The following is a 21,425-nucleotide window of genomic DNA, read 5'->3' on the forward strand; positions in this document are numbered from 1 at the left end:
CTGACCGACGGGATGTCATGGACCGCACCTTCAACCGCTGGTTGCCGGTGCTCGCCGTCATCGCCGCCCTCGGGGTCGCCGCCGTCGCCGCGGCCACCTCCTCACCGGAGATCAGCAAGCTGCCGGTGCCCCCGCTGGACCAGAGCCCGCCCGTGCCGTCCGACCTGCCGACCAGCACCGCGGTGGCGACCCTCCCGCCGTCACCCGCGACCGAGCAGGCGTCGTCCTACGAGTTTCCCGAATGGGTGACGTACACCGCCGGGGTCCTGTGCGTGCTCCTGCTGGTCGTCGCCGCCGGCGTGCTGGTGTGGTCGCTGCTGCGCAACGGCGACCCGAAGCGCAAGGCCAGGCTGTTCGTCGAGCCGAAGCAGCCGGCCCCGATGACGGACGACGGCGGCGCCGCGGTGATCGCCGCGGTCGACGCGGGCCTCGTGGAGCTCTCCGACACCGACACCGACCCGCGCAAGGCCGTCATCGCGTGCTGGGTCCGCCTGGAGCGGGCCGCCGCGGCCGCCGGCACCCCGCGGGAGACCGGCGACAGCCCCACCGACCTGGTCACCCGCCTGCTCACCGGGCACCAGATCAGCCGGCCGACCCTGGAGGGCCTGGCGCACGTGTATCGCGAGGCCCGGTACGCCACCCACCCCGTCGACGAACGGTCCCGGCAGAACGCGACCGAGGCGCTGCGGCAGCTGCGGACCGAGCTGGCACTGCGCGGAGGTGCCGTCCGTGGCGCGTAACCCCGACGAGATGGTCAGCCTCGAAGAGCTCTTCGACGCCGGCCGCACCGCTGTCGCCGCCGACCCCCGCCCGGTGCGCCGGCCCTCCCGGCCGTATGACACCAGGTGGTGGATCCGCAGGCTGTTCATCGCGCTCGCGCTCACCACCGTCGGGTGGGGTCTGCTGTACGTGTTCGGCCTGACCGTGTCGTACCCACTCGTCTTCCTCGGGATCCTCTCGGCCGGGATCATCCAGGAGGGGCTGCGGCAGGTCCGCGCCGACGAACTGCCGGTCGCCGTCACGGGACGTGGGCTGACCCCGGTCCGGCCACCGACCCTCGCCAAGAAGAAGGCCCTCGCCAAGACCCGGCGCACCGGCGAGGTCGTCGACGGCATCCCGGTCCTCGACGGCCTGCGGCTGGCCGTCGGCCGGTGGGAGGACCGCCTGGTGTGGGGCGAGCGGGACGCGAAACGGTTCGGGGCCCTGGTCGTGCCCCGCATCGCCGACCTGGTCGACACCAGGTTGCGGCAACGACACGGGATCACCCTGGCGGGCTCGCCGAGACAGGCCCGGGCACTGCTGGGGGAGGAGCTGTGGACGCTGCTGCATCAGCCGCCGTCGCGCGTGCCGAGCCCAGGGGACGTAGCATCGATCGTCGCGAAGGTGGAGGAGCTATGAAGACGCTCGCACCGGCCGAGGTTGGCCGGATCGCCAAGGTGGTCCTCGACCAGGTCGGCACGGTGGTCGTCGGCAAGCGCGACTCGCTGGAGCTGGTCCTGGCCGGGATCCTCGCCGGCGGTCACGTGCTGCTGGAGGACCTGCCGGGCCTGGCCAAGACGCTGACCGCGCGGTCGTTCGCGCAGACGCTCGGCATCGGGTTCCGCCGGCTGCAGTTCACCCCCGACCTGCTGCCCGCCGACGTGACCGGGTCGTTCCTCTACGACCAGCGCTCGCACGAGTTCACGTTCCGGGCCGGCCCGGTCTTCACGAACCTGCTGCTCGCCGACGAGATCAACCGCACCCCGCCGAAGACGCAGTCGGCGCTGCTGGAGGCGATGCAGGAGCGGCAGGTGTCCGTCGAGGGCGCCACCTACCGGCTCGACCCGCCCTTCCACGTCCTCGCCACCGCCAACCCGATCGAGTACGAGGGCACCTACCCGCTGCCGGAGGCCCAGCTCGACCGCTTCCTGCTCCGCGTCTCGTTCGGGTACCCGGAGGCCGACGAGGAGTGGGAGGTCCTGCGCCGCCGGATGACCCGCCGGCAGGAGGAGGCGGTGATCGAGCCGGTCGTGGACTCCGAGACCCTCCTCGCGATGCAGGGCGCCCTGGAGGACGTCACGGTCGAGGACTCGATCGGGCGGTACATCGTCTCGCTCGCCGCGGCGACCCGCTCGCACCCGCAGGTCCTCGTCGGCGCCTCCCCCCGCGGCTCGCTCGCCCTGCTGCTGCTGGCCCGGGCCGCCGCCGCGCTCAGCGGCCGGGACTACGTCATCCCCGAGGACGTCAAGGCCGTCGCCGTGCCGGCCCTCGCCCACCGCATCACGCTCCTGCCGGAGATGTGGCTCAAGCGCATCGACCCCCGGGCCGTGGTGGGCGAGGTGCTCGCGCAGACCCCGGCCCCGGCCAGCGGCGCGCTGCCCACCTACGGCGGAAGGCGTGGCTGAGCCGCGGCCGCGCCGGACGCACGCCCGCGCCTTCGAACCCACCCGGGCACTCGGCCGGGCGGTGTTCATCGCCGGGGTGCTCGTCTTCGTCGCCGTCCTCATCGGACGGTTCGACCTGGTCGTGCTGGCCACCCCGTTCGCCGTCGGCACCGCCCTGTCCCTGGTGCGCCGCCCCGGCCGCGCGCCGACGATGGAGGTCACCACCGCCGAGCCGTTCGTGGTCGAGGGCGCCGACCTCGACGTGAACGTCGGCGTCGGCAACCCCAACCCCGGCGGCTTCGACCTCGTCGTGGTCCGGCTCGCCGTGCCCCGCTGGGTCCGCCTCGAACACAGCGACCGCCCCTACGTCGTCGACGTCGACCCCGGCACCATCGCCGGCATCGACCTGCACGGCCGGGTCCTGCGCTGGGGCCGCCACCTGCTCGGCCCGGTCACCGCACACGGCTTCGCCGCCGACGGCCTGCTCATCAGCCGGTCCGTGCAGGCACCCGCGCTGCCGATCAAGGCGTACCCGGCGATCGAGCACTTCGACGCCGACGAGGCCATGCCCCGCGCGGCCGGGCACGTCGGCGGTCACCGCTCCCGCCGCCCCGGTGAAGGCGGCGAGCTCGCCGGGGTGCGCCGCTTCGGCTCCGGCGACCGGCTGCGCCGCATCGACTGGCGGGTCTCCCTGCGTACCCGCGAACTGCACGTCGTCAGTACCCTGTCCGACCGCGACGCCGAGGTCGTCGTCCTGCTCGACGCGCTGCACGAGGCGGGCCGCTCCGGCGGCATCGACGGCCGCGCCTCGGTCCTGGACACCACCGTGCGCGCCGCGGCCGGCATCGCCGAGCACTACCTGCGCCGCGGCGACCGGGTCGCCCTGCTGCAGTACGGCGGCCAGATCCGCCAGTTGCGCGCCGCCAGCGGTCGCCGGCACTACATGACGACGCTGGAATGGCTGCTCGACATCGCCCCCGCCCAGGTCGCCGACGAGCCGCCGCCCTCGGTCTTCGGCCCGCACATGGTGCAGCACAACGCCCTGGTCATGGTCCTCACCCCGCTGCTCGACCCGCGCTCCGCCGCGATGCTGGCCAACCTCGCCCGCGCGGGCCGCTTCGTGGTCGCCGTCGACACCCTCACGGCGCCTTCGGGTGCCCTGCGCGGCACCGGACCATGGGGCCACGTCGCCCACCGCCTCTGGGCCCTCGAACGCGACAGCGTCATCGGCCAGCTCCGCGAGCACGGCGTCCCCGTCGTCCCGTGGGGCGGCGCCGGCAGCCTCGACGAGATCCTGCGCGGCGTCACCCGCGTCGCCCTCTCCCGGACGGTCACCAAATGATCGAGGAGCTCCAGGACGCCCTGCTGGCCCGCCTCGGCCGGCTCAAGGACATGCTCGAACGCGCCGCGGCCGGCCCCCTGCTGGTCCGCTTCATGGTGTTCCTGCTCACCCTGGTCTCGGCCCTGATCGCCTTCCCCGCCGAGGTGATCCTGCGCCCCGCCGCACTGCTCTTCGCCGCGGTGCTGGCAGCGCTGCCCGCCCTCTTCCCCCGCACCCGCCTGATCGGCCTGGCGATCCTGCTGTGCGTGTTCGGCTGGCTCCTGGGCACCTACGTCTACGACCAGGTCATCACCATCCCGCGCCTCATCGCCCTGGCCACGGTCCTGTACCTCACGCACTCCCTCGCCGCCCTCGCCGCCGCCCTGCCCTACGACGCGATCGTCTCGCCCGGCGTCATCGTCAGCTGGCTGCTCCGCGCGACCGCCATCATCAGCGCCAGCGCGATCGTCAGCGTCCTGCTCCTCGCCGCGGTCAAGGCCGTCATCGGCCCGGTCTTCCTGATCGCCTCCCTGGCCGGCGTTTTGGCAGCCGGGGCTCTGGCTTGGCTGATCACCCGCAAGGCCAACTGATTTGGCTGTGCTGTGCGAGCGGGGCTGGGCTAGCTGTGCTGTGCGAACTGTGCTAGCTGGGCCACCGCTGGCGCGGCGTCCCGGCGGGGGGCTGCGCCACCCCACACCCCCCATGCTCGCTGCGCTCGCACTCAAGCCTGTTTCTTCCGCGGCGGCCTTCGGCCGGAAGAGCAGTGGGGGATTCTCACCCCACACCCCCCATGCTCGCTGCGCTCGCACTCAAGCCTGTTTCTTCCGCGGCGGCCTTCGGCCGGAAGAGCAGTGGGGGATTCTCACCCCACACCCCCAATGCTCGCTACGCTCGCACGACCTGCGCCCTGGCGGGCGCGGTCGACTCGGACGCTTGCGCGTGGGCACTTGAAGGACCGGGGGTCCGGGTTTCGGATCGCTCAGGTCTGTCGTCCTCCTCGCCCGCCATGCGCGCGAGACGACGGGGGCGGGCCTGCCCTCCCGAAAACCCGTCGATCACCAAAGTGGTCGCCGTTTCCCACAGTCCAGGAAGCATGGGCAACACCCGCGCCCATGGGATGGGCCCGCCTCCGTCGTCTCGCGCGCAGAGCGGGCGAGTTGGACGAAAGACCTGTGGGACGAGAAACCTGGACCCCCGGTCTTTCGGGTGCCCACGCGCAAGCGTGTGAGTCGACCGCGCCCGTCAGGGCGCAGGTCGTGCGAGCGCAGCGAGCATTGGGGGTCCGGGGTGAGAATCCCCCGGCGGGACCCGCCGCGAAGCGGTGGGGCGGCGAGCTTTCGCGCAGCGACAGGCGGGAAACAGTGCAGCGACTGGCGGGTAACTGTGCGCGCCGTTACAGCTGTGGTAACGGTCGTTACATGTCTGTGGCCTGACTGAACGTGAGGGCTTTTGGCCGTTAGCGTTGTTGCTGTGGCTGCTAAGCGAATCCTGATCGTCGGTGCCGGACACGTCGGGCTCTACGCCGCTCTGCGCATGTCCAAGAAGCTGCACCGGCACGAGGCCGAGGTGACGGTTGTCGACCCTCAGCCGCACATGACGTACCAGCCGTTCCTGCCGGAGTCAGCGGCCGGCAACATCTCCCCGCGGCACACGGTCGTGCCGCTGCGGCGCGAGCTCAAGCGCTGCCACGTGCTCTCCGGTGAGGTCACCCGGATCGAGCACGCCCGCAAGGTGGCCATCGTCCAGCCGATCGTCGGGCCGGCCCGCGAGGTGCCGTATGACCACATCGTGGTGGCGCCGGGTTCGGTGTCGCGGACGCTGCCGATCCCAGGGCTGCGCGAGCAGGCGGTCGGCTTCAAGACCATCGGCGAGGCCATCTTCCTGCGCAACAGCGTGCTGGACCGGCTCGACGTGGCGGCGACCACGAGTGACCCGGCGACCCGCAAGCGGGCGCTGACGTTCGTGTTCGTCGGCGGTGGGTACGCCGGGATCGAGGCCCTCGCGGAGATGGAGGACATGGTCCGCGGGGCGTTGCGCTACTACCCGGAGATCCCGCAGGAAGACGTGCGGTTCGTGCTCGTCGAGGCGGCGCAGCGGATCCTGCCCGAGGTCGGCCCCGAGATGGGTGCCTACACGGTCGTGCAGCTCACCCGCCGGGCGATCGACATCCGGCTCGGCACGCGGCTGGAGTCGTGCGTCGACGGCATCGTGAAGCTGTCCGACGGCGACGAGTTCCCGGCCGACACGATCGTGTGGACGGCGGGCGTCAAGCCGCACCCGATGCTCGAGGACACGGACCTGCCGAGGACCCCGCGCGGCGCGATCACCTGCCTGCCCACGCTGCAGGTCGTGGACCAGAACGGGGACGTCGTCGAGGGGGCCTGGAGCGCCGGCGACTGCGCCGCCGTGCCGGACCTCACGTCGGAGGTGCCGGGGGCGTTGTGCTCGCCGAGCGCGCAGCACGCGGTGCGCCAGGCGGCGAAGCTGGCCGACAACATCGCCGCGGTCGTGCGCGGGCGCAGGCCGGTGGACTACAAGCACAAGCACGTCGGTTCGGTCGCCGGGCTCGGCCTCTACAAGGGGGTCGCGCACGTCTACGGCGTGAAGGTCCGCGGGCTGCCGGCGTGGTTCATGCACCGGTCCTACCACCTGAGCCGGATCCCCACGCTCAACCGCAAGATCCGGGTGCTGGTCGACTGGACGCTGCAGCTGGTGCTGCGCCGTGAGGTCGTCGCGCTCGGGTCGCTGCACGAGCCGCGCGAGCCGTTCCTCACCGTGGCCCCGCCGATTCCGCTGCCCACGAAGGCGGAGCAGAAGGACAAGGCCAAGGCGGCCTAGGGCGCGCGCCACACCCAGACGTCTCCGACCTGTTCGCCGGGGCCGAGCAGATCGTCCATGGTCTGCTTGAGCGCCCCGGCCTTCGGGTGGTGCGGGTCCAGCACGAAGGACGCCGCCCGCCAGTATGCGATGTCGCGGGTCAGCGCCTCCCGGTCCGCGGCGGTGAGCTCCGCCGGCCGGCCGGACTTCGCGACCCGCTGCAGCAGCTGCGACGTCGGGCGGGGGTAGACGCCGACGGCCGCGGCGCCGCCCTTGCCGTACGGCCCGATGAACCAGCCCTGCGGCGTGGCGATCCGGGCGTTCGTCGCCGCGGCCCAGCGCATCGCGTCCGGATCCCGCGGGTCGGGCAGCGGCACCGGCACGACCACGCCGTCTTCGGGCGCGTACACCTTCCAGTACCCCTCCGTGAAGAACCGCGGCACGGGCGCCCGGTCGATCACGGGCAGCGGCGCCGGCGCCAGGGGCACGAGCGCGGCGACCACCGCGACCGGCACGAGCAGCCGCAGCGTCTCGGTCTGCGTGATCGCCGCGTCGACGACCCGCGCCAGGATCACGGCGAGCAACGGGATCGCGGCCAGCGCGAACCGCGTCGGCAGCGCGGACTCGATCACCGGCAGCCCCGACAGCAGGGAGAACGGCCCCCGCTGCGACGTCGGCTCGCGGTCCATGGCGATGAACGGCCCGAGCGCGAAGAGGCACAGCACGACCGCGGTGACCGCGGCCGCGACGACGGCCGGGCGCCGCCACATCCACACGGTCGCCCCGAGCGCGACGAGCAGCAGCGGTGCGCCGAAGAAGGTGGTGTACTCGGCCGGGCCGCTGACCAGCCGCGCGGCGCTGTCGTCGCCGGCGAGCGACAGCGGCGAGATGGCGGTGAAGCTGAACAGGTCGGCGGAGAAGAACGACGGCAGGAAGACACCGCCCTCGACACTCTGCGGCCCGTGGAACTGCAGCCACAGCGGATAGGCCAGCAGCGCCGCGGCCAGCCCGGCGGCGAGACCGAGCCCGAACACGAACGGCGGCGCGACCCGCAGCGAGGGGCGGGCCACCGCCACGAACACGAGCGTGAACAGCGCCAGGGTGACCGCGGTGAGGAACAGCACCTCCTCGCCGACGAAGAACTGGACCGCGACCAGGGCGCCGAGCAGCAGCCCGGTCCGGGCGGTCCGCCAGGTGACCTCGGTCTGGCGGGCGATGCGGACCACGCACCAGACGATCGGCGGCACCAGCCAGGCCGCGGTCATGTGCAGGTGCGCGTTGGACTGCGACACCATGCCGGGCGCGAAGGCGGCGAAGGCCGCGCCGATCAGCGCGCCGGCCCGGTGCATCGCGAGGGTCCTGGCGAACAGCAGGTACCACCCGATCCCCGTCGCGGCGAGGTTGCCGGCGACCAGCAGGCTGAACGTGACGGGCGCGCCGAACGCGAGGGTGACCGGCGCGAGCAGCAGCCCCATGCCGATCAGCGAGGCGTTGCACAGCAGGTTGACCCCGTCGGGCGCGTTCAGCATGCCGGTCACGAGGGAGAAGTCGCCGCGATACGCTCGGGTGGCGTAGGCGAGGAACCATTCGTCGAGCGCCTGGTCACTCGGGTTGAGGGCGAGCACCCGCCCCGCCGGACCGGGCCACAGTCGGTGCGTCAGGAACGCGGCGGCGAGCACGAAGAGCAGCCCGACCCCGGCGTCGACCGCCCAGCGGTGACGCATATGCATCGGCTGACCTTCATTTGTCAAGGTCTCCGGCGGCGCCATCTCAACCTCGTCGGTCAGTGGGGTGCTGCTCACCCGGATGACAGTAACGGCGGTCCCCTTGTCGGTGTTGAGGGTTCGTCGGACGGGCTACCGTGAGACGCGTTTCTACGCCCGGGTGGTGGAACGGCAGACACGGCCGCCTTAAAAGCGGCTGCCGCGAGGCGTGCGGGTTCGAACCCCGCCCCGGGCACCAATTGTTTCGCCGTGCGTTCATGTTCCCTTCGTCGTCATGGTCGAGGCTTTCGCGGAAAACACTTTCCGCGAAAGGCCGGCCACATTGCGCACCCAGTTCCGAGTGATTGTTGCGGTAGCGACCGCTTTCGCCGGTATCACCGTCGGATATACGCCGGCGGTGGCGGAGGAAGCGTCCACCATCCGTATCAACGAGGTTGAGTCCAACGGCGGCACGCCCGGCGACTGGGTCGAGCTGGTCAACACCGGCACCGCCGCCGTCGACGTGTCCGGCTGGGTGGTCAAGGACAACGACGACACCCACGTGTTCACCATCGCCGCGGGCACGAGCGTCGCCGCGGGCGGCTACCTGGCCGTGGACGTCGACCCGGTCTTCGGGCTGGGCGGCGCCGACTCGGCCCGGCTCTTCGCCGCCGACGGGGTGACGCCGGTGGACTCCTACAGCTGGACCGCGCACGCCGCCACCACCTACGGCCGGTGTCCGGACGGCAGCGGCGCGTTCGTCACGACGTCCTCGTCGACCCGGGGCGCGGCCAACGACTGCACCACTCCCGCCGCGAAGGTGAAGATCAACGAGGTCGAGTCCAACGGCGGCACGCCCGGCGACTGGGTCGAGCTGGTCAACACCGCCGCGGTTGCCGTCGACGTGTCGGGCTGGGTGGTGAAGGACAGCGACGACACCCACGTGTTCACCATCGCGGCCGGCACGACGATCGCCGCCGGCGGCTACCTGCCGGTCGACGTCGAGACCGCGTACGGGCTCGGTGGCGCCGACTCCGCCCGCGTGTTCGCGGCCGACGGGGTGACGCTGCTGGACTCCTACAGCTGGACCGCGCACGCCGCCACCACCTACGGCCGGTGCCCGGACGGCAGCGGCGCGTTCGTCACGACGTCCTCGTCGACCCGGGGCGCGGCCAACGACTGCACCACTCCCGCCGCGAAGGTGAAGATCAACGAGGTTGAGTCCAACGGCGGCACGCCCGGCGACTGGGTCGAGCTGGTCAACACCGGCACCGCCGCCGTCGACATCTCCGGGTGGCAGGTCAAGGACAACGACGACACCCACGTGTTCACCATTGCGGCGGGCACGGTCCTCGCCCCCGGCGCGTACACGACGCTGGACGTGGACCCGGTGTTCGGGCTCGGCGCGGCCGACTCGGCCCGGCTGTTCGCCGCCGACGGGGTGACGCTGCTCGACTCGTACACCTGGACCGCCCATGCGGCAGTGACCTACGGGCGCTGCCCGGACGGCACGGGGCAGTTCGCCGCGACGACGGCGGCCACCCGGAGCGCGGCCAACGCCTGCCCGGGCCAGACGCCCGCCGCGGCCTGGCCGGGCGGTGCGGACGTCACCACCGCCGACCAGCTCAACGCGTTCGGGGGCAACCTGAGCGGCCTGGCGTACCAGGGCGGCTCGACCCTCTGGGCGGTCAAGAACGGCCCCGGCACGCTGTACCGCCTCACCTGGGACGGCGCGGCGTGGACGCCGGCGACCACCACGGTCCTGCACTACGCCGACGGCACGGGTGACGTCGACGCCGAAGGCGTGGTCTGGCGGCCCGACGGCATCTACGTGTCGACCGAGCGCAACAACGCCGTGAGCGGCGTCAGCCGGCCGACGATCGAACGGTACGACGGCGTCAGCGGCACCGCGACCGCCGAGTGGAACCTCACCGCAGACCTGCCCGCGGTCGCCGCGAACAGCGGCCTGGAGGCGATCACCTGGGTGCCGGACGCGTACCTCACCGCGCACGGGTTCGCCGACCAGCGCGGTGGCGCGTACGACCCGGCCGCGTACCCCGGTCACGGCGACGGGCTGTTCCTCGTCGGCCTGGAGGCCAACGGTGCGGTGTACGCCTACGCTCTCACCTCGGGCGGCGGCTTCACCCGGGTCGCGACGTTCGCCAGCGGGTTCCCGTCCGTGATGGACCTGGAGTTCGAGCCGGAGACCGGGCACCTGTGGGCGGTCTGCGACGACACCTGCAACGGCCGGGTCGCCACCCTCGACGTGACCGCCGGCACGTTCGCCGTCAGCGGGCTGTACGAACGCCCGGCCGGTATGCCGAACCTCAACAACGAGGGCTTCGCGATCGCGCCGCAGTCGGCGTGCGCCGCCGGCCGCAAGCCGGTGTTCTGGTCCGACGACAGCGGCACCGACGGGCACGCCCTGCGCGGCGGCACGATCGCCTGCACCGACCTCGACGCGGACGACGACGGCATCCTCGACGAGGTCGACCCGGCGCCCGCCGACTCGGCCAGCTTCGCCACCGCCGCGGTCTCCGGCCGGATCACGGCCCGCGGGGACAGGGCCGTCGCGGTGTCCGCCGGATCCGGCGGGTCCGTCCGGTTCGACGTCGGCAGCGGTACGGCGCCCGTGGTGCTCGAGCTCACCGGCAGCACCGCGGCGGTCACGCTCGGCCAGGGGTCGTACCTGATCACGGGCGCCGTCGGGGTGTCCACGCTCGACGGCGACCCGGCGGGCGTGGCGGTGACCTTCCGCTCCGTGCCGGTCACGTTCAGCGTCCCGGCCGGCGGTTCCCTGGCGTTCACCGAGACGCTGACCGGCATCCAGCACGCCGGCGCCGTCACGGTCCAGGCGGCCGGCCTGCTGTGCGGCGCGGTCGACGCCGTGGTGGTCGGCACCACCGGCAACGAGCGCCTCACCGGCACCGCCGGCGCCGACCTGATCGTCGGCCGTGGCGGCAACGACGTGGTCACCGGCGGGGGCGGCGCCGACTGCGTCGTGACCGGCCCCGGCAACGACGTGATCACCACCACGGGCGGCGACGACCGGATCGACGCCGGCGGCGGCAACAACGTCGTCGACGCGGGCGCCGGCACCAACACGATCACCGCGGCATCCGGCAACGACGTGATCACTACCGGCGCCGGCGACGACCGGATCGAGGCCGGCGGCGGCAACAACGTCATCCGCGCCGGTGACGGCGCCAACGTCGTCGTCACCGCGTCGGGCAACGACAGCATCACCACCGGCGCCGGCGACGACCGGGTCGACGCCGGGAACGGCAACAACACCGTCACCACCGGCGCCGGCAACGACGTGATCGGCACCGGCAGCGGCAACGACGCCGTCGACTGCGGTGCGGGCGCCGACACCGCCGCCGCGGGCCGCGGCAACAACACCAACACCGGCGGTCGCTGCGAGACCTTCGGCGTATAGCACCCGACCTGCGGGGGCCGGGGCGGTTCGCGCCGACCCCCGCGAAACTGAGATCCACTTGAACCGGGCAGGCGCGGTACGCTGGTCGTACACATGAATGCGACGCCTCTGGAGGCTGATCGTGCAGAGTTCGAACCCGGTGCTCAACCGCCTAGGACAGGCGGCGCGACAGGAGCGGTCGCAAGTGCAGCCGCCGAGCTTCGGTGCGCCTCCCGGCTACGGGTATCCCCAGTCCGGCTACCAGGCCCCGGCCGCCACCCGGGCGATGACCATCGACGACGTCGTGGTGCGCACCGTCGCACTGCTGGGCGTCACCGGCATCTTCGGTGCGGGGGCCTGGGCGCTCCTGCCGGACACCGGTGGCGTCACCACCCTCGCGCTGTTCGGTTCGCTCATCGCGGGTCTGGTGCTCGGCCTGGTCATCTCGTTCGCGCAGGTGACCAACCCGGCCGTCATCGTCCCCTACGCCGCCCTGCAGGGCGTGCTGCTCGGCGTGGTCAGCCGCTGGTACGAACATGCCTACAGCGGCATCGTCATCCAGGCGGTCATCGGCACGTTCGGCATCTTCGCCGTCATGGCGGTGCTCTACAAGCTGCAGATCCTGCGGGCCACGCCGCGGTTCACGAAGATGGTCATCGGCGCCCTCGTCGGCGTCGTGGTGCTGAGCCTGGCCAACTTCGTGTTCTACCTGTTCGGCCTCAACCTCGGCCTGCGCGACTACGGCACCGAGGGCAAGGTCGGCTGGCTGCCGATCGTGTTCAGCCTGGTGATCATCGTGGTCGCGGCCCTCACGTTCGTGCTCGACTTCGACGCCGTCGAGCAGGGCGTCCGGCAGGGGCTGCCGGAGAAGTACGCCTGGTACTGCTCGTTCGGCATCCTGGTCGGGCTGATCTTCCTGTACTGGGAGATCCTGCGCATGCTCAGCTACCTGCGCCGCTGATGCAGCCCGACGACCGCCTCACCGCGACGGTGGGCCGGCTGGTCGGGCAGGTCGGACACTGGACGCCGTCCCGATGGGCGGCGTCCGGTGCGTCCGGGGCCTCTCGCGCCGACACGGTGCACGACCTGGTGCAGTGGCTCGCGGACCGCTGCGCTGACGCGGAGGGCCGGGACCGCCTGCCGGTGCCCCGCCTCGACAACGACCTCGCCCTGCCGGACCAGCTGCGGGTGGTGGCCGCGGACCTGACAAGGTTCGGCGGCCCCGCCCTGGTGGACGAGGCCGCCGAGAAAGTGCGGGCCGTGCGCGGGCAGCTCTGACGCCTGCGCTTCAGTGAGGCTGAGAGCACCCGCGCCCGGCTGGACTGCACAGTAGATGATCCGCAGGGCCCTGTGCAGCTATGGCAGGGTTCAGGACAGGCGCTCGATGACCATGGCCATGCCCTGGCCGCCGCCGACGCACATGGTCTCCAGGCCGATCGACTTGTCGTGCCAGCTCAGCGAGTTGATCAGGGTGCCGGTGATGCGGGCGCCGGTCATGCCGAACGGGTGACCGACCGCGATCGCGCCGCCGTTGACGTTGAGCTTCTCGATCGGGATGCCCAGCTGCCGGTACGACGGGATGACCTGCGCGGCGAACGCCTCGTTGATCTCGACCAGGTCGACGTCGTCGATGCTCATCCCGGCCCGCTTGAGCGCGCTGCGGGACGCCTCGACCGGGCCGATGCCCATGATCTCCGGCGACATGGCGGTGACGCCGGTCGACAGGATCCGGGCCAGGGGCGTGATGCCCAGCTCACGGGCCTTGACGTCGCTCATGATGACGACCGCTGCGGCGCCGTCGTTGAGCGGGCAACAGTTGCCGGCGGTGACCCGGCCGTCGGGGCGGAAGACCGGCTTGAGCCCGGCCACCGCCTCCAGGGTCACCCCGGCGCGCGGACCGTCGTCGGTGCTCACCACGGTGCCGTCGGGGGTCGTCACCGGCGTGATCTCGCGGGCCCAGAAGCCGCTGCCGATCGCGGCCTCGGCCAGGTTCTGCGACCGGACGCCGAACTCGTCCATGTCCGCCCGGGTGACGCCCTCGAGCTCGGCGAGGTTCTCGGCGGTCTGGCCCATCGCGACGTAGATGTCGGGCAGCGCGCCCTCCTCGCGGGGGTCGTGCCACGGCTCGCCGCCGCCCTCGGCGCGCTTGGTGGTGCGCGCGTAGGCGTCCGCGAACGCCGGATTCTGCCACGGGCCGCCGACGGCCGCCTGCGCCTCGGCCGGCAGCCCGTCGGAGTTGCCCCGCGCGTAGCGCGACACGCACTCGACACCGGCGGAGATGAACACGTCGCCCTCGCCGGCCTTGATCGCGTGGAACGCCATCCGGGTGGTCTGCAGCGACGAGGCGCAGTAGCGGGTGGTGGTGGCGCCCGGCAGGTGGTCGAACCCGAGCAGGGTGCTGACCACGCGGGCCATGTTGAAGCCCTGCTCACCGCCGGGCAGGCCGCAGCCGAGGTAGAGGTCTTCGATGTCCCGCGGGTCGAGTTCGGGGACCTTGGCGAGCGCGGCGCGGACGATGGTCGCGGCGAGGTCGTCGGGGCGGAGGTCGCGCAGAGATCCCTTGGCCGCACGGCCGATCGGGGACCGGGCGGTGGCGACAATGACAGCTTCCGGCATGGCTCTGACGCTACTGCAGGGTAACGAAGCCCGGCGAGCGGCTGTGAGAAATCTGCAGATTCAGTGCATCATTAGTGCAGAAACCCGCGGACCGCGGCGGCCTCCTCGACGGCGGGCAGCAGCGCGTGCGCCCACACCCGGTAGCCGTCGGCGGACGGGTGGAAGCCGTCGTGGCACAGCGTGCCCGCGTCCGCCCGGAACACCGCACCGGTCCGCGCGGCCAGGTCCACGACGACCGCGCCGGCCGCCGCGGCGGCGACGGCCTGCTGCCGGGCCACGCTCCGGCTGCGCCAGCCGAGCAGCTGCCGCAGCGGCGGCGCGAACGCCCGCAGCGCGCCGAAATCGGGGCAGGTGCCGACGACGACCGGGATGCCGGCGTCCCGCAGCCGCCGGCAGGCGGACCCGAGATACTCCGCGGCGTCGGAGCCACGCCCGACGTGCGTCACGTCGTTGGTGCCGACCAGGATCACCGCCACGTCCGGCGCCGGCCCGACCAGCGCCCGCGCCACCTGCGTGGCGAGGTCGGCGGAGCGGGATCCGGCCACGGCCACGCTGGACAGCTCGACCCGGCGGCCGGCGGTGCCCTCGGCGAGGAGCGCCGCCAGCTGCCCGCCGACGGTGTCGGCGACCCGGTCGACGCCGACGCCGAGCGCGGTGGCGTCGCCGAGCAGGACCAGCCGCATCGGCGGCTTCCCGACCGCACCCACCGAGGAGCGCATCGCCAGCCGCATGTCGGGCTTGGCGTAGGACCTCGCCCGGGCGGCCATCGCCTGTGCCGCGAGGACCGCGGCGCCGCCGACCGTGCCGGCGATCACAGTGACCGTGGCCATCCGTGCCAGCCGCTTGATCGTGATCATGTCGACTCCTGGGGGTAGCGGTCCTCAGTCTGGGAGGGCTCGCGGGCCGCCTGTTGCGGCAGCCGGTGCCAGACCCGGTGGCGCAGCTGCGCCCAGCGGCCCGCCGGGCCGCGCTCGCTGCCGGCCACCTGCGCGGCGCTGACCTCGGTGCCGGGGTGCTGGGCCGCCTCCGCCGCGGCACGCGGCAGGGACCGCACGCCCTCGCCGGCCCGCAGCGACGCGGTCAGCGGCGCCGCCACGTCGGGCTCGGTCAGCGACGCGACCACCGTCGGCAGCACCGCCTGCGCCGCCGCCAGGTAGCCGGCACCGGACGGGTGGAACCGGTCGAAGCTGAACATGCGGTCCGGCTCGGCGTAGAACAGCTCGCCGAGCAGGTCGCCCAGCGACACGGTCCGTCCGCCCGCCTCGACCACCGCGATCGTCTGCGCCGTCGCCATCTGCCGGCTCCAGTGCCGGGCCAGCCAGCGCAGCGGCGGCTGGATCGGCCGGATCGTGCCCAGGTCGGGGCAGGTGCCGACGACGACCTGGACGCCCGCGGACCGCAGCCGGCGCACCGCGTCGACCTGGTGCCGCACCGCGAGGGACACGTTGACGCGGTGCGTGACGTCATTGCCACCGATGCAGATCACCGCGACGTCGGGCCGGTGTCGCAGCGCCACGTCCACCTGCGGCGACAGCCCGCGCGACTCACAGCCGACGACCGCGAGGCAGCGCATCCACACCGGACGCCGCTGCTGCTGGGCGAGGCCGGCCGCGACCGCCGCGGCGAAGGTCTCGCTGGGCAGCTCCGCGCCGTATCCGGCGGCGGAGGAGTCGCCGAGCACGACCAGGCGGATCGGCTCACCGTCGAAGTGCGCGCCATACGTGCCGTCGGCGCGCGGGGGAGGGCTCACGACCTGGGGGATGACCCGGCGGGCCAGCAGTGCCTGCCCGATGACCACGCCGTAGAACAACGCGCTCGCGCCCGCGATGCCACCGCCGCCGACCACGGCCGCCGTGGCGATCCGCCGCACCTGTTCCGACCGAAGCTTCAACGCCCCCACTGCCCTTCTCGCCTCCCGCCATCCGCGCGACCTCCGAGGCTAACCCCCACTCCGCAAGTATCCGCCACTGACAAGTAAAGATCCCGATCGTCCTCATCCCGACCGATCGGGGCCTGCGCCGGCCCGGATCGTCGCCGCACGGCCATCGTCCCAGGCGAGGGTCATTTCCGGTTGCCCGGCGGTGGCGGCCGGCCAAACCTCCGCGCTCCACGCGTCATTTCTACCGCGCGCTGTTGTGGCCCGGCACCGTTACATTCATAGCCAGACGAGAGAGGGCGGCGATCATGGCGGACAGCACGCTGCGACGGCGGTTGGCGTGGACGGCGCTGCTGAGGGTGTTCAAGCCCGGCACGCCAGGGCTCGGCAAGCGGCTCGGTGCCATTCCACGGATGATCAAGGCGACGCTGAAGGGCGAATACGACGGCGGCACCCGCCTGGCGCTGCTGGCCGCCTCGGCCGTCTACATCGTCTCCCCGATCGACGCCGTGCCGGAGCTGTTCCTGCTGGTCCTCGGCGTCGTCGACGACCTCGCCATGGCGACCTACTTCGCCGGCGCGCTGCTGGACGAGCTGGAGCGCTTCCTGGAGTGGGAGAAGCAGCGCGACAACGTGATTCCCGGGCACGTCGTCAAGTAGCCGATTCCGGCGCTATACGCTGGCCGCGTGCGCTACTACGACAACGTCGTCGAATTGGTGGGCAATACGCCCCTTGTCCGGCTCCGCAACGTGACGTCCGGAATCTCCGCGACCGTCCTGGCGAAGGTCGAATACCTCAACCCCGGCGGCAGCGTGAAGGACCGCATCGCGCTGCGCATGGTCGAGGAGGCAGAGAAGGCCGGCCTGCTCAAGCCCGGCGGCACGATCGTCGAGCCGACCAGCGGCAACACCGGGGTCGGTCTCGCGCTCGTCGCCCAGCTGCGCGGGTACAAGTGCGTCTTCGTCTGCCCCGACAAGGTCAGCGAGGACAAACAGAACGTGATGCGGGCCTACGGTGCGGAGGTCGTGGTCTGCCCGACCGCGGTCGCGCCCGAGGACCCCCGGTCCTACTACAACGTCTCCGACCGGCTCGCCCGGGACATCCCGGGCGCCTGGAAGCCCGACCAGTATGCCAACCCGGCCAACCCCCGCTCGCACTACGAGACCACGGGACCCGAGGTCTGGGACCAGACGGCCGGCAAGGTGACGCACTTCGTCGCCGGCGTCGGCACCGGCGGCACGATCTCCGGCGTGGGCCGTTACCTCAAGGAGGTCTCCGGCGGCGCGGTCCGTATCGTCGGCGCCGACCCCGAGGGCTCCGTCTACTCGGGCGGCACCGGCCGGCCGTACCTCGTCGAAGGCGTCGGCGAGGACTTCTGGCCCACCACGTATGACCGCGACGTCTGCGACGAGATCGTCGAGGTGTCCGACAAGGAGTCCTTCGACCTGACCCGCCGCCTCGCCCGCGAGGAGGGCCTGCTCGTCGGCGGTTCCTGCGGCATGGCGGTCGCCGCGGCACTGAAGGTCGCCCGCGCGGCCGGCCCCGACGACGTCGTGGTCGTCCTGCTGCCCGACGGCGGCCGTGGCTACCTCAGCAAGATCTTCAACGACGGCTGGATGGCCCGCTACGGCTTCCTGCGCACCGCCGCTGAGCTGCCGACCGTCGCCGACGTGCTGGTCGGCAAGGACGGCGGCCTGCCGCAGCTGGTGCACGTGCACCCCAACGAGACGGTCCGCGACGCCATCGACTACATGCGCGAGTACGGCGTCTCCCAGCTGCCCGTCCTCAAGGCCGAGCCGCCCGTCGTGACCGGCGAGGTGGCCGGCTCGATCGCGGAGCGTGACCTCCTCGACGCGCTGTTCACCGGCCAGGCCCACCTCCACGACATCGTGGAGCGGCACATGGGCGACCCGCTGCCGATGATCGGCGGCGGCCAGCCGGTGAGCGAGGCCGTCGCCCTGCTCGAGAAGGCCGACGCCGCGGTGGTCCTCGTCGACGGCAAGCCCGCCGGCGTCATCACCCGGCAGGACCTCCTGGCCCACCTGAGCTGAGCCACCCCGGGCCGGAACCTCTTATGACAGGGGTTCCGGCACGGCCACCACGTCCACCAGGGCTGCCTTGCGCAGGACGGTGATCTGCAGGCGCTGCCCGATGGCCGGGCCGAGCATGAGCCGCTGCACGTCCTGGACCCCCAGGATCGGCCGGCCGCCGGCGGACAGCATCACGTCGCCCACGTAGAGGCCGGCCTGGCCCGCGGGGCTGCCCGGCACCACCTCGACCAGCCGCAGGCCCTTGCGCTGCCCGGCCCGGTCCGCGACGGGCTGGGGGAGCGTCACCGGGGTGCCGGCGACGCCGAGCCAGGCGCGGCGGACCTTCCCGGTCGACATGAGCTCCGACATGATCAGGCGGGTCGTGCTGTTGACCGGCACGGCGAGGCCGAGCCCGATGCCGGCGACGGCGGTGTTGATGCCGACGACCTTGCCGGTCGAGTCGGCCAGGGCGCCGCCGGAGTTGCCGGGGTTGAGCGCGGCGTCGGTCTGCACCACGTCGTCGATGAGCCGGACGTGCCGGCCGTCGCGGACCGGCAGCGACCGGCCGAGGGCGCTGACGACGCCGGCGGTGATCGAGCCGGCCAGGCCGAGCGGGTTGCCGACGGCCACGACGAGCTGGCCGATGCGCAGGTCGTCGGCGTTGCCGAGGGTCGCCGGCGGCACCCCGGTGTCGTGGATGCGCAGCACCGCCAGGTCGGCGAGGGGATCGGCGCCGACGACGTCGAAGCGGCTGGAGGTGCCGTTGGTGAATTCGGCGACGCCGCCGTCCGCGCCCGCCACGACGTGGGCGCTGGTCAGCACGAAGCCGTCCGGGGTGTAGACGACGGCCGAGCCGGCGCCCTCGCCGCGGTGGCTGCGCACGGTCAGGCTGGCGACACTGGGCAGCAGGGCCGCCGCCACGCTGGTGACGACCCGGCTGTACGCGTCGAGCGCGTCGGTTTCGGGTTCCATGTCGCTGGCAACACCACGCCCGCGACATCCATACCCGGTTATGCCGTCAGCGATATCGCGGGCAGGTCGAACCAGCGCAGGGCCTCGAAGTTCGTGGAGACCACGCCGTCGGGCTGCTCCTGCTGCTCGACCGCCTCGACGATGCGGGCCGCCTCGAGCAGGTAGCCGGCGAGGGCCGACTCCGACGCCCGTTCGTGGCGGGCCGGCCAGCGCAACTCGCCGTCGGCGTCGTAGTGCAGCTCCGACAGCCGCAGGGGCGGCTCCACCAGGCCGTCGCGATGCTTCCAGAGTCCGGTGTACGGGTCGAAGCGGTACTGCGGCAGCAACGACCAGCCGTGGGTGGCCACGAAGTGCACGGCGTCGACGATGTAGCGCAGCACCGCGTCGGAGATGAAGTAGTTGAAGCTGACCCGCACCCACCCGGGCTTGATCCCCTCGCAGCCGGCGATGATCTCCTGCTCGAAGCGCTGCGAGCGCTCGATGTCGATGCCGAGCAGCCGGTGACCGTACGGGCCGGCGCACGAACAGCCGCCCCGCGCCTGGATCCCGAACAGGTCGTTGAGCAGCGACACCACGAAGTTGTGGTGCAGGTACCGGCCGCCGGGTCGTTTGACCACGAACGACACGATCGACAGCCGGGACGCGTCGAGGTTGCCGAGGATCTCGATGTTCGGGTTCGTCTTCCACGAGGTGATCGCCTCGCGCAGGAAGCCCTCCTCGAGCTCCCGGATGGTGTCGGTGCCGACGGCCTGCTTGAGCTGGAACACCAGGCCGGCCCGGATCGACTCGACGATCGCCGGCGTGCCGCCCTCCTCGCGGTGCGCGGCGTCGGCGATGTAATGGTGGGCGGTCGGGTTGACATAGTCGACCGTGCCGCCACCGGGCACCGTGGGCACGCGGTTGCGCAGCACCTCCCGCCGCACGACGAGGACCCCGGGCGTCCCGGGCCCGCCGACGAACTTGTGCGGCGAGATGAAGACCGCGTCCTTGTACTGGCCCGGCCCGGACCCGTACATCGCCACGTCGACGTACGGCGCCGCGGCGGCGAAGTCCCAGAACGACAGCGCCCCGTGCTCGTGCAGCAGCGCCGAGATCGCGTGTGTGTCGCTGACGATCCCGGTCACGTTGGAGGCCGCGGAGAACGACCCGATCTTCAGCGGCCGGTCGGCGTGCCGCGCGAGCTCCGCCCGCAGGCGCGACAGGTCGATGTGACCGTTGTGATCCTCCGGGATGACGACGACGTCCGCGATGGACTCCCGCCACGGCAACTCGTTGGAGTGATGCTCGAACGGCCCGATGAACACCACCGGGCGCTCGGCGGGCGGGATGTGCGCCGACAGGTCGTACCGGTCCTCGAGCTCGGCCGGCACCCGCAGCCCCAGGATGTGCACCATCTTGTCGATCGCGGCGGTCGACCCCGAACCGGTGAAGATCACGACGGTCTCCGCGTCGCCGCCGACCGCGTCGTTGACGATCTGGCGGGCGTCCTCCCGCAGCCGGGTCGTCTGCAGCCCGGTTCCGGAGGACTCGGTGTGCGTGTTGGCGTACCGCGGCAACACCTCGTCAAGGATGAACCGTTCGATGAAGTCCAGCGCCCGTCCTGACGCCGTGTAGTCGGCGTAGGTGACGCGGCGCGCGCCGTATGGCCCCCACATCACCTGGTCGTCGCCGATGACGGCATCGCGGATCCGCTGCAGCAGGGGGCTCTCCATGGCCGCCATTATCCGCGCCGCCACTTTCGGGTGGTCACACCGGAATCGCACAGGCTGTCCGCCCACGCGTGCACCTCGACTGTTTAACGTTTCGTCCGGAGGTTCTCCGGAGCCATCTGTCGGGATCATGCAGAGTTTGGGGGTAGGGAAGTTGGTCAGTGTTGACCAGTCCGAGCCAACAGACGTCGTCGATTGGCTGCTGTGGCGCGACGCCACGCAGATCCTGAGCCGGCACAACGAGTCGGACGGTGACGGACAGTGCATCTGGTGCGGGCGGGAGTGGCCCTGCGCGCCGCGCCGGCTCGCCGAGAACGCGGAGGCCGCCTCCCGGCGGCCGTGGAACGAGGCCTGGACCGCCCGGCACGACCTCTACAGCCTGCGGACGATGCCCGACTGGCGGATCGACCTCGGCGCCGCGCAGCGGTCCCGGGGTGGATGGCACCGCGCCGGCGGCAACCGGGGAACCTTTCTCTAGCACGATCGTTGATCTCAGCGGTGACCTCGGCGCGCCCGCCACGCCCTGCGGACACCGCGACACAAAGACCCGCCCGGGCACGGTTGTCGGCATGCCTCCGCCGACTCCGAACGCCTCCGGCC

At 72.2% G+C, this 21,425-nt stretch carries 18 protein-coding genes and 1 tRNA gene; 13 read left to right on the plus strand and 6 right to left on the minus strand.

The genetic code is table 11. The annotated features are described in order from the left end of the window. Positions 1 to 17 precede the first annotated feature (17 nt). The 6 genes from ACFPIJ_RS50005 (at position 18) to ACFPIJ_RS50030 (ending at position 6,522) form a co-directional block, all read left to right on the plus strand. Positions 18 to 740: a DUF4129 domain-containing protein gene (locus ACFPIJ_RS50005; RefSeq protein WP_380126531.1), complete on the plus strand. Its 723-nt coding sequence runs from the start codon at positions 18 to 20 to the stop codon at positions 738 to 740. Beyond that, positions 730 to 1,398, plus strand: coding sequence for a hypothetical protein (locus ACFPIJ_RS50010; RefSeq protein ID WP_380126532.1), 669 nt, complete (start codon positions 730 to 732; stop codon positions 1,396 to 1,398). Before ACFPIJ_RS50005 ends, ACFPIJ_RS50010 begins: the two co-directional genes overlap by 11 nt. Further along, complete coding sequence (locus tag ACFPIJ_RS50015) at positions 1,395 to 2,384, plus strand: AAA family ATPase (RefSeq protein WP_380126533.1); 990 nt, start codon at positions 1,395 to 1,397, stop codon at positions 2,382 to 2,384. Before ACFPIJ_RS50010 ends, ACFPIJ_RS50015 begins: the two co-directional genes overlap by 4 nt. Beyond that, positions 2,377 to 3,705: a DUF58 domain-containing protein gene (locus ACFPIJ_RS50020; protein ID WP_380126534.1), complete on the plus strand. Its 1,329-nt coding sequence runs from the start codon at positions 2,377 to 2,379 to the stop codon at positions 3,703 to 3,705. Before ACFPIJ_RS50015 ends, ACFPIJ_RS50020 begins: the two co-directional genes overlap by 8 nt. Then, positions 3,702 to 4,274, plus strand: a complete 573-nt coding sequence (locus tag ACFPIJ_RS50025; protein WP_380126535.1) for a hypothetical protein — start codon at positions 3,702 to 3,704, stop codon at positions 4,272 to 4,274. The genes ACFPIJ_RS50020 and ACFPIJ_RS50025 overlap by 4 nt, the downstream gene beginning before the upstream one ends. 880 nt (positions 4,275 to 5,154) lie before the next feature. Beyond that, a complete protein-coding gene (locus ACFPIJ_RS50030) occupies positions 5,155 to 6,522 on the plus strand; it encodes an NAD(P)/FAD-dependent oxidoreductase (RefSeq protein WP_380126536.1) in 1,368 nt (455 codons plus the stop codon). Here ACFPIJ_RS50030 and ACFPIJ_RS50035 read toward each other — a convergent pair. Then, positions 6,519 to 8,231: a hypothetical protein gene (locus ACFPIJ_RS50035; RefSeq protein ID WP_380126537.1), complete on the minus strand. Its 1,713-nt coding sequence runs from the start codon at positions 8,229 to 8,231 to the stop codon at positions 6,519 to 6,521. The genes ACFPIJ_RS50030 and ACFPIJ_RS50035 overlap by 4 nt on opposite strands. A gap of 148 nt (positions 8,232 to 8,379) precedes the next feature. Here ACFPIJ_RS50035 and ACFPIJ_RS50040 point away from each other — a divergent pair. The 4 genes from ACFPIJ_RS50040 (at position 8,380) to ACFPIJ_RS50055 (ending at position 12,900) form a co-directional block, all read left to right on the plus strand. Next, positions 8,380 to 8,463, plus strand: a tRNA-Leu gene (locus ACFPIJ_RS50040). Positions 8,464 to 8,622: 159 nt separating this feature from the next. Next, complete coding sequence (locus tag ACFPIJ_RS50045) at positions 8,623 to 11,643, plus strand: lamin tail domain-containing protein (RefSeq protein ID WP_380126538.1); 3,021 nt, start codon at positions 8,623 to 8,625, stop codon at positions 11,641 to 11,643. A gap of 121 nt (positions 11,644 to 11,764) precedes the next feature. Next, on the plus strand, positions 11,765 to 12,583 hold the full coding sequence (locus ACFPIJ_RS50050) for a Bax inhibitor-1/YccA family protein (RefSeq protein WP_380126539.1): 819 nt from the start codon (positions 11,765 to 11,767) through the stop codon (positions 12,581 to 12,583). After that, a complete protein-coding gene (locus tag ACFPIJ_RS50055; protein ID WP_380126540.1) occupies positions 12,583 to 12,900 on the plus strand; it encodes a hypothetical protein in 318 nt (105 codons plus the stop codon). Before ACFPIJ_RS50050 ends, ACFPIJ_RS50055 begins: the two co-directional genes overlap by 1 nt. 90 nt (positions 12,901 to 12,990) lie before the next feature. On the opposite strand, the gene ACFPIJ_RS50060 is transcribed toward ACFPIJ_RS50055, so the two are convergent. The 3 genes from ACFPIJ_RS50060 to ACFPIJ_RS50070 form a co-directional block, all read right to left on the minus strand. Beyond that, positions 12,991 to 14,238: an acetyl-CoA C-acetyltransferase gene (locus ACFPIJ_RS50060; RefSeq protein WP_380126541.1), complete on the minus strand. Its 1,248-nt coding sequence runs from the start codon at positions 14,236 to 14,238 to the stop codon at positions 12,991 to 12,993. A gap of 71 nt (positions 14,239 to 14,309) precedes the next feature. Continuing rightward, positions 14,310 to 15,095, minus strand: a complete 786-nt coding sequence (locus ACFPIJ_RS50065; RefSeq protein WP_380126542.1) for an SGNH/GDSL hydrolase family protein — start codon at positions 15,093 to 15,095, stop codon at positions 14,310 to 14,312. Further along, positions 15,092 to 16,138 carry an SGNH/GDSL hydrolase family protein gene (locus ACFPIJ_RS50070; protein WP_380126543.1) on the minus strand — a complete coding sequence of 349 codons (1,047 nt, stop codon included), beginning with the start codon at positions 16,136 to 16,138 and terminating at the stop codon, positions 15,092 to 15,094. The genes ACFPIJ_RS50065 and ACFPIJ_RS50070 overlap by 4 nt, the downstream gene beginning before the upstream one ends. A 284-nt stretch (positions 16,139 to 16,422) precedes the next feature. Between ACFPIJ_RS50070 and ACFPIJ_RS50075 the strand changes: the two genes are divergently transcribed. Both ACFPIJ_RS50075 and ACFPIJ_RS50080 read left to right on the plus strand, forming a co-directional pair. Beyond that, on the plus strand, positions 16,423 to 16,773 hold the full coding sequence (locus ACFPIJ_RS50075) for a YkvA family protein (RefSeq protein ID WP_380126544.1): 351 nt from the start codon (positions 16,423 to 16,425) through the stop codon (positions 16,771 to 16,773). A gap of 27 nt (positions 16,774 to 16,800) precedes the next feature. Then, positions 16,801 to 18,165, plus strand: coding sequence for a cystathionine beta-synthase (locus ACFPIJ_RS50080; RefSeq protein WP_380126545.1), 1,365 nt, complete (start codon positions 16,801 to 16,803; stop codon positions 18,163 to 18,165). 21 nt (positions 18,166 to 18,186) lie between these two features. Here the strand turns inward: ACFPIJ_RS50080 and ACFPIJ_RS50085 are convergent, their stop codons facing one another. Both ACFPIJ_RS50085 and ACFPIJ_RS50090 read right to left on the minus strand, forming a co-directional pair. Further along, the gene (locus ACFPIJ_RS50085) at positions 18,187 to 19,116 is read right to left on the minus strand and encodes a S1C family serine protease (RefSeq protein ID WP_380126546.1); all 930 of its coding nucleotides are present in this window, start codon (positions 19,114 to 19,116) and stop codon (positions 18,187 to 18,189) included. Positions 19,117 to 19,154: 38 nt separating this feature from the next. Further along, entirely contained in the window at positions 19,155 to 20,828 is a 1,674-nt protein-coding gene (locus ACFPIJ_RS50090) for an aminotransferase class V-fold PLP-dependent enzyme (RefSeq protein ID WP_380126547.1), read from the minus strand. A 151-nt stretch (positions 20,829 to 20,979) separates the two neighbouring features. Between ACFPIJ_RS50090 and ACFPIJ_RS50095 the strand changes: the two genes are divergently transcribed. Continuing rightward, positions 20,980 to 21,303 carry a hypothetical protein gene (locus tag ACFPIJ_RS50095; protein WP_380126548.1) on the plus strand — a complete coding sequence of 108 codons (324 nt, stop codon included), beginning with the start codon at positions 20,980 to 20,982 and terminating at the stop codon, positions 21,301 to 21,303. Positions 21,304 to 21,425: the final 122 nt, after the last annotated feature.

Origin of the sequence: Dactylosporangium cerinum (assembly GCF_042653625.1) — a bacterium.
In the GTDB taxonomy this organism is placed as follows: domain Bacteria; phylum Actinomycetota; class Actinomycetes; order Mycobacteriales; family Micromonosporaceae; genus Dactylosporangium; species Dactylosporangium cerinum.

Bases quoted from the DNA above. Each gene is read 5' to 3' on its own strand.
- ACFPIJ_RS50005 (WP_380126531.1), top strand. From the start codon at position 18: ATGGACCGCACCTTCAACCGCTGGTTGCCGGTGCTCGCCGTCATCGCC.
- ACFPIJ_RS50015 (WP_380126533.1), top strand. From the start codon at position 1,395: ATGAAGACGCTCGCACCGGCCGAGGTTGGCCGGATCGCCAAGGTGGTC.
- ACFPIJ_RS50025 (WP_380126535.1), top strand. From the start codon at position 3,702: ATGATCGAGGAGCTCCAGGACGCCCTGCTGGCCCGCCTCGGCCGGCTC.
- ACFPIJ_RS50035 (WP_380126537.1), bottom strand. From the start codon at position 8,231: ATGCATATGCGTCACCGCTGGGCGGTCGACGCCGGGGTCGGGCTGCTC.
- ACFPIJ_RS50055 (WP_380126540.1), top strand. From the start codon at position 12,583: ATGCAGCCCGACGACCGCCTCACCGCGACGGTGGGCCGGCTGGTCGGG.
- ACFPIJ_RS50060 (WP_380126541.1), bottom strand. From the start codon at position 14,238: ATGCCGGAAGCTGTCATTGTCGCCACCGCCCGGTCCCCGATCGGCCGT.
- ACFPIJ_RS50065 (WP_380126542.1), bottom strand. From the start codon at position 15,095: ATGATCACGATCAAGCGGCTGGCACGGATGGCCACGGTCACTGTGATC.
- ACFPIJ_RS50075 (WP_380126544.1), top strand. From the start codon at position 16,423: ATGGCGGACAGCACGCTGCGACGGCGGTTGGCGTGGACGGCGCTGCTG.
- ACFPIJ_RS50085 (WP_380126546.1), bottom strand. From the start codon at position 19,116: ATGGAACCCGAAACCGACGCGCTCGACGCGTACAGCCGGGTCGTCACC.
- ACFPIJ_RS50090 (WP_380126547.1), bottom strand. From the start codon at position 20,828: ATGGAGAGCCCCCTGCTGCAGCGGATCCGCGATGCCGTCATCGGCGAC.